Source organism: Shigella sp. SIG6 (assembly GCF_053555815.1).
Map to the genome: position 1 here is coordinate 1 of NZ_JBQZXC010000177.1, position 5490 is coordinate 5490.

The following is a 5490-nucleotide window of genomic DNA, read 5'->3' on the forward strand; positions in this document are numbered from 1 at the left end:
CTGTCTCATAATCCAAAAACACCTTTTGAGACTACTTGAGGGTGCATTCTACCGTTACGTTGAAAGTGTCTCAAAAGGAAGTCCTTTTAAGACTGGTTATGAAGGAGCTATGAGGTTGATTAGGGGTTGGTACAAGCCCAACTAACCGAATCAACTATGAAGATTTTAGGAGGGTAACTATAACCATCACTTTCTAACTTTCACGTAAGAAACTGTTAAGCAGCTTGATAGTTATTCTGTGTGACCAAACATATATACATCGCTATATATCCCTGTATATATCACTTTTCTAGGAGTCGAGAGAGGGATGACTAACACCCTGCATAGTTCCCTGAAAAGGGACTTCACAGATTCTCTATATATTTCAATAAGTTAGTATAAAAAGAGACTATACCGATACTGCATAGAATCTGTGTAGAATTGCTTAGATACTTGGGAAAATGCCTTTAAATTGCATAGTCATAGGGGTCGGAACAAGCCCAACTACACCTGATATTGTCCTGTAATTAACAGGTATGTTCTAGGAATCAACCTCATAGTGTATTTAGACCTTGATGATTTTTAGACAGCCGCCCGGTTCATGCATCACGTCCACACAGTGAAACTATTCGCGACGCTCAACGAAAAAAACCTAAAGTTCCGGTACATGCTGTACTGACGGCGACAAATCCGCTGATCCGTTTTATCGGTAGTGATGATATGACGCAAAACCGGGAATTATTTCAGGTCTGGTTACAAAAATTAGCGCAGTGGCATCAGACCACTACGCCTTATCTTTTTTTACATACGCCAGATATTGCCCAGGCCCCGGAACTGGTACATACCCTGTGGGAAGACTTACGTAAAACGCTTCCAGAGATCGGAGCAGTTCCGGCTATTCCACAGCAATCTTCTCTTTTCTGAATTTGCCACCTATCATAGACAGGTGCCATCGGCCATTTTAAAGGGAGTTTGTATGGTAAGCGCGCTATATGCCGTTTTAAGTGCGTTGTTATTAATGAAGTTCTCTTTTGATGTCGTTCGCCTGCGAATGCAGTACCGCGTTGCCTATGGTGACGGTGGTTTTAGCGAACTGCAAAGCGCTATTCGCATTCATGGTAACGCGGTGGAATATATTCCCATCGCGATTGTGCTGATGCTGTTTATGGAAATGAATGGCGCAGAAACCTGGATGGTGCATATTTGCGGCATCGTTTTGCTTGCTGGTCGTCTGATGCATTATTACGGTTTTCATCACCGTCTGTTTCGCTGGCGACGTTCCGGCATGAGCGCCACCTGGTGTGCGCTGTTGCTGATGGTGCTGGCGAATCTTTGGTATATGCCCTGGGAGTTGGTTTTCTCCCTGCGTTAGCGCACAATACGCCACTTTCTTTTTCCCGGATTTTTACGTTATGTCTCACCGCGACACGCTATTTTCTGCCCCTATCGCCAGACTGGGCGACTGGACCTTTGATGAACGGGTAGCTGAAGTCTTCCCGGATATGATCCAGCGTTCCGTTCCCGGCTATTCCAATATTATTTCCATGATTGGTATGTTAGCCGAGCGCTTCGTTCAACCTGGTACGCAGGTTTACGATCTGGGTTGTTCTCTGGGCGCGGCGACGCTCTCGGTGCGTCGCAACATTCATCATGATAATTGCAAAATTATTGCCATCGACAACTCCCCGGCGATGATTGAACGCTGCCGTCGTCATATTGACGCCTATAAAGCCCCTACGCCAGTAGACGTCATTGAAGGTGATATTCGCGATATCGCCATTGAAAACGCATCGATGGTGGTGCTGAATTTTACCCTGCAATTCCTGGAACCTTCCGAGCGCCAGGCATTACTGGATAAAATTTATCAAGGACTGAACCCGGGCGGCGCGCTGGTGCTTTCGGAAAAATTCAGTTTCGAAGATGCCAAAGTTGGTGAACTGTTGTTCAACATGCACCACGACTTTAAACGTGCCAACGGTTACAGCGAACTGGAGATCAGCCAGAAGCGCAGCATGCTGGAAAACGTGATGCTGACCGATTCCGTGGAAACCCATAAAGCACGCCTGCATAAAGCCGGTTTTGAGCATAGCGAGCTGTGGTTCCAGTGCTTTAACTTTGGTTCACTGGTGGCATTAAAAGCAGAGGACGCTGCATGATCGACTTTGGTAACTTTTATTCTCTGATTGCCAAAAATCATCTTTCACACTGGCTCGAAACGCTGCCCGCGCAGATTGCTAACTGGCAGCGCGAGCAGCAGCACGGGCTGTTTAAGCAGTGGTCCAACGCGGTGGAATTTCTGCCTGAAATTAAACCGTATCGTCTGGATTTATTGCATAGCGTAACCGCCGAAAGCGAAGAGCCACTGAGCACCGGGCAAATTAAACGCATTGAAACGCTTATGCGGAACCTGATGCCATGGCGCAAAGGGCCGTTCTCACTGTATGGCGTCAACATCGATACCGAATGGCGTTCCGACTGGAAATGGGATCGTGTTCTGCCCCATCTTTCTGATTTAACCGGACGCACCATTCTGGATGTCGGCTGCGGCAGCGGTTATCACATGTGGCGCATGATTGGCGCAGGCGCGCACCTCGCGGTGGGGATCGACCCTACGCAACTGTTTCTGTGCCAGTTTGAAGCGGTGCGTAAACTACTGGGTAACGATCAGCGCGCACATTTGTTACCGTTAGGTATTGAACAGCTTCCGGCACTGAAAGCCTTTGATACCGTCTTTTCGATGGGCGTGCTTTACCATCGCCGTTCGCCGCTGGAGCATCTCTGGCAGTTGAAAGATCAACTGGTGAATGAGGGTGAACTGGTGCTGGAAACGCTGGTTATTGATGGCGATGAGAACACGGTGCTGGTACCAGGCGATCGTTACGCGCAAATGCGTAATGTCTATTTCATCCCTTCCGCGCTGGCGCTGAAAAACTGGCTGAAGAAGTGTGGTTTTGTAGATATCCGCATTGTGGATGTGTGCGTTACCACTACTGAAGAGCAGCGACGCACTGAATGGATGGTTACCGAATCTCTGTCCGATTTCCTCGACCCACATGATCCGAGTAAGACAGTTGAAGGTTATCCTGCGCCTAAACGCGCGGTGCTGATTGCGCGCAAGCCGTAAAGGTCTGGTATTACTGCCGGATGCGGCGTGAACGCCTTATCCGGCCTACAAACCCTTGCTAATTCAATCTATTGCAGGGACTATGTAGGCCTGATAAGCATAGCGCATCAGGCAGTTTTACGTTTGCATAACCTCAGCGCCCGTTTCCGGGCGCTATTCACTTCTTACGCCTGAACAGCAGGCTTATCAAATGCCGTTAACTTCGGTGCGTTACCCGTATATTTTTCGATATACACCAGCGCAGAGTTACCGGCACAGGCATTTGCCAGCTGCGAGCTGGGGATATCCGCCGTTAACACGTTCGCACTGCCGTTTTTACACAAGCCGTTTTCCAGATCTGGCCATGCACCTTCATGCACGCATACCACGCCTTTTTTGATCCCGTCAGTCACCACCGCGCCTGTCAAAATCTGACCACGTTTGTTCCAGACACGCACCAGATCGCCATTCGCAATACCAAATCGAGCAGCATCTTCGGTGTGAATAGTGATCAGTTCACGATCGGCAACCGCATATTTTTTACGCAGTTCCGCATAGTTAAGCTGACTGTGTAAACGGTGTGCCGGATGCGCGGTCAGAAGCTGCAACTGCTTCTCGTCGGCGGTACCCTTCCACTCATCAGGCGCAAGCCAGGTTGGGTGTGCCGGGCAATCCTTATAGCCAAATTTTTCCAGCGTTTTGGAGTAAATCTCAATTTTGCCGCTTGGCGTACCCAGCGCATTTTTCACCGGATCTGCGCGGAAATCACCATAACGAACGTACTGTTCGTTCTTCTCGCTGCGGCGCATTTCGATCAGTTTATTTTGCTGCCAGAAGGCATTAAACATTGGCATAGTGACGCGTTGCGCACGGGCCCCTTTCTGAGCGGCATCATAGAAAAATTTCAGCCACGCCATTTCATCTTTACCTTCGGTATAGATCTCTTTTCCGCCAGGTTTGAGTAATTCCGCAAGATCGGCAAACACGTCAAAATCGTTACGCGCTTCAAATTGCGGAGCAACAGCCTGCTTCATCGGCACAATATGCTGGTTGCTGTAATCACCGGTCATCGTCAAGTCATTGCGCTCAAACGATGTGGTGATCGGTAATACGATATCTGCGTGTTTGGCTGCTGCGGTCCAGTAGCATTCAGAAACGACGATCATCTCCGGTTTCTGCCAGGCTTTGATCAGACGATTAGTATCCTGGTGATGGGTAAAGTTACCGCCACCCGCCCACCAGATCATTTTGATATTCGGATACGTTTGTTCTTTACCGTTATGCTGATATTTGCCGCCAGGATTTTCCAGCGCATCGACGATACGGGCAACAGGAATCGCCGTCATTCCGCCATCATCAGCGGCCTCGCTGGCCTGTCCGGCAATCGCCGCAGACATTTCCGGCAGCACGCCGCCAACACGCGTCGGGTTGCCACCATTGGAGTAATGATAAGAGAAACCAAAACCGCCGCCCGGTGTACCAATCTGCCCTAACATCGCCGCCAGCGTCACCAGCATCCAGTGTTTCTGTTCACCATATTGCTGGCGCTGAATTCCCCAGCCTGCCATCAGCATTGTGCGATTCGCCGCCATCAGTTCAGCGAGTTTGACTATCTGCGCTTCCGGTACGCCAGTAATTTCCGCCGCCCAGACCGCGCTCTTCGGCGTATTATCGCTCTTACCTGTCAGATACTCTTCAAACTGCGGATACCCGGTAGTGTATTTTTCAAGGAACACTTTATCGTGTTTGCCTTGTGTCATCAGGGTATGCGCAATCCCTAACATCAGTGCCACGTCGGTGCCCATATTCGGCGCGATCCAGGTGGCATTATCGCCAAAGAATTCGATGGTTTCGGAGCGGATAGGATCAATGGCAATCACTGGTTTGCCAGATTTTTTCAGCTGATGGAAGTATTCCAGCCCTTGCTCATCGGTACTGCTCCAGGCAATTTTTAAGGTATTCAGCGGGTTCATTCCCCACAGCACCACAACCTGGCTGTTTTCTAGAATCAGCGGCCAGGAGGCCTGCTGTTCATACACCTCTACAGAACCGACCACATGCGGCATGATCACCTGTGCTGCCCCGGTTGAATAATCGCCGCTATGCCCGGAATAACCGCCCGCCAGGTTCATATAACGTTGCAGTAAGGTTTGCGCTTTATGCAACACGCCAGAAGAGCGCCAGCCGTAAGATCCGGCAAAAATGGCCGATGGTCCGTTAGCTTTACGAATACGCTCATGTTGCTCATGAATCAGTTTTAATGCCTGTTCCCAGCTCACCTGTACATAGGTATCTTCGCCACGACCTTTCGCCGGTTGCAGTGGATTGTCGAGATAGCTTTTTCTCACCATCGGATGCTGAATACGCACCGTGGTGTGTACCTGATCCGCCGCCGTAGACTGTAAGGA

At 49.6% G+C, this 5490-nt stretch carries 4 protein-coding genes and 1 pseudogene; 4 read left to right on the forward strand and 1 reads right to left on the reverse strand.

Features of this window, described 5'->3' with window-relative positions; all coding sequences use genetic code 11:
* Positions 1-561: 561 nt before the first annotated feature.
* The 4 genes and pseudogenes from ACUU1M_RS18395 to cmoB form a co-directional block, all read left to right on the forward strand.
* A pseudogene (locus tag ACUU1M_RS18395) lies at positions 562-903 on the forward strand (DUF72 domain-containing protein); the annotation flags it as partial.
* Between the two features lie 52 nt (positions 904-955).
* Entirely contained in the window at positions 956-1351 is a 396-nt protein-coding gene (locus ACUU1M_RS18400) for an MAPEG family protein (RefSeq protein WP_000252980.1), read from the forward strand.
* A 40-nt stretch (positions 1352-1391) separates the two neighbouring features.
* Complete coding sequence (gene cmoA, locus ACUU1M_RS18405) at positions 1392-2135, forward strand: carboxy-S-adenosyl-L-methionine synthase CmoA (RefSeq protein WP_000019588.1); 744 nt, start codon at positions 1392-1394, stop codon at positions 2133-2135.
* Positions 2132-3103 (forward strand): tRNA 5-methoxyuridine(34)/uridine 5-oxyacetic acid(34) synthase CmoB, encoded by a 972-nt coding sequence (cmoB, locus tag ACUU1M_RS18410; protein ID WP_000564745.1) that lies wholly within the window; start codon positions 2132-2134, stop codon positions 3101-3103. The genes cmoA and cmoB overlap by 4 nt, the downstream gene beginning before the upstream one ends.
* A 164-nt stretch (positions 3104-3267) precedes the next feature.
* Here cmoB and torZ read toward each other — a convergent pair.
* The coding region (gene torZ / locus ACUU1M_RS18415; RefSeq protein ID WP_449144730.1) for a trimethylamine N-oxide reductase TorZ at positions 3268-5490 on the reverse strand (2223 nt) is incomplete at its 5' end.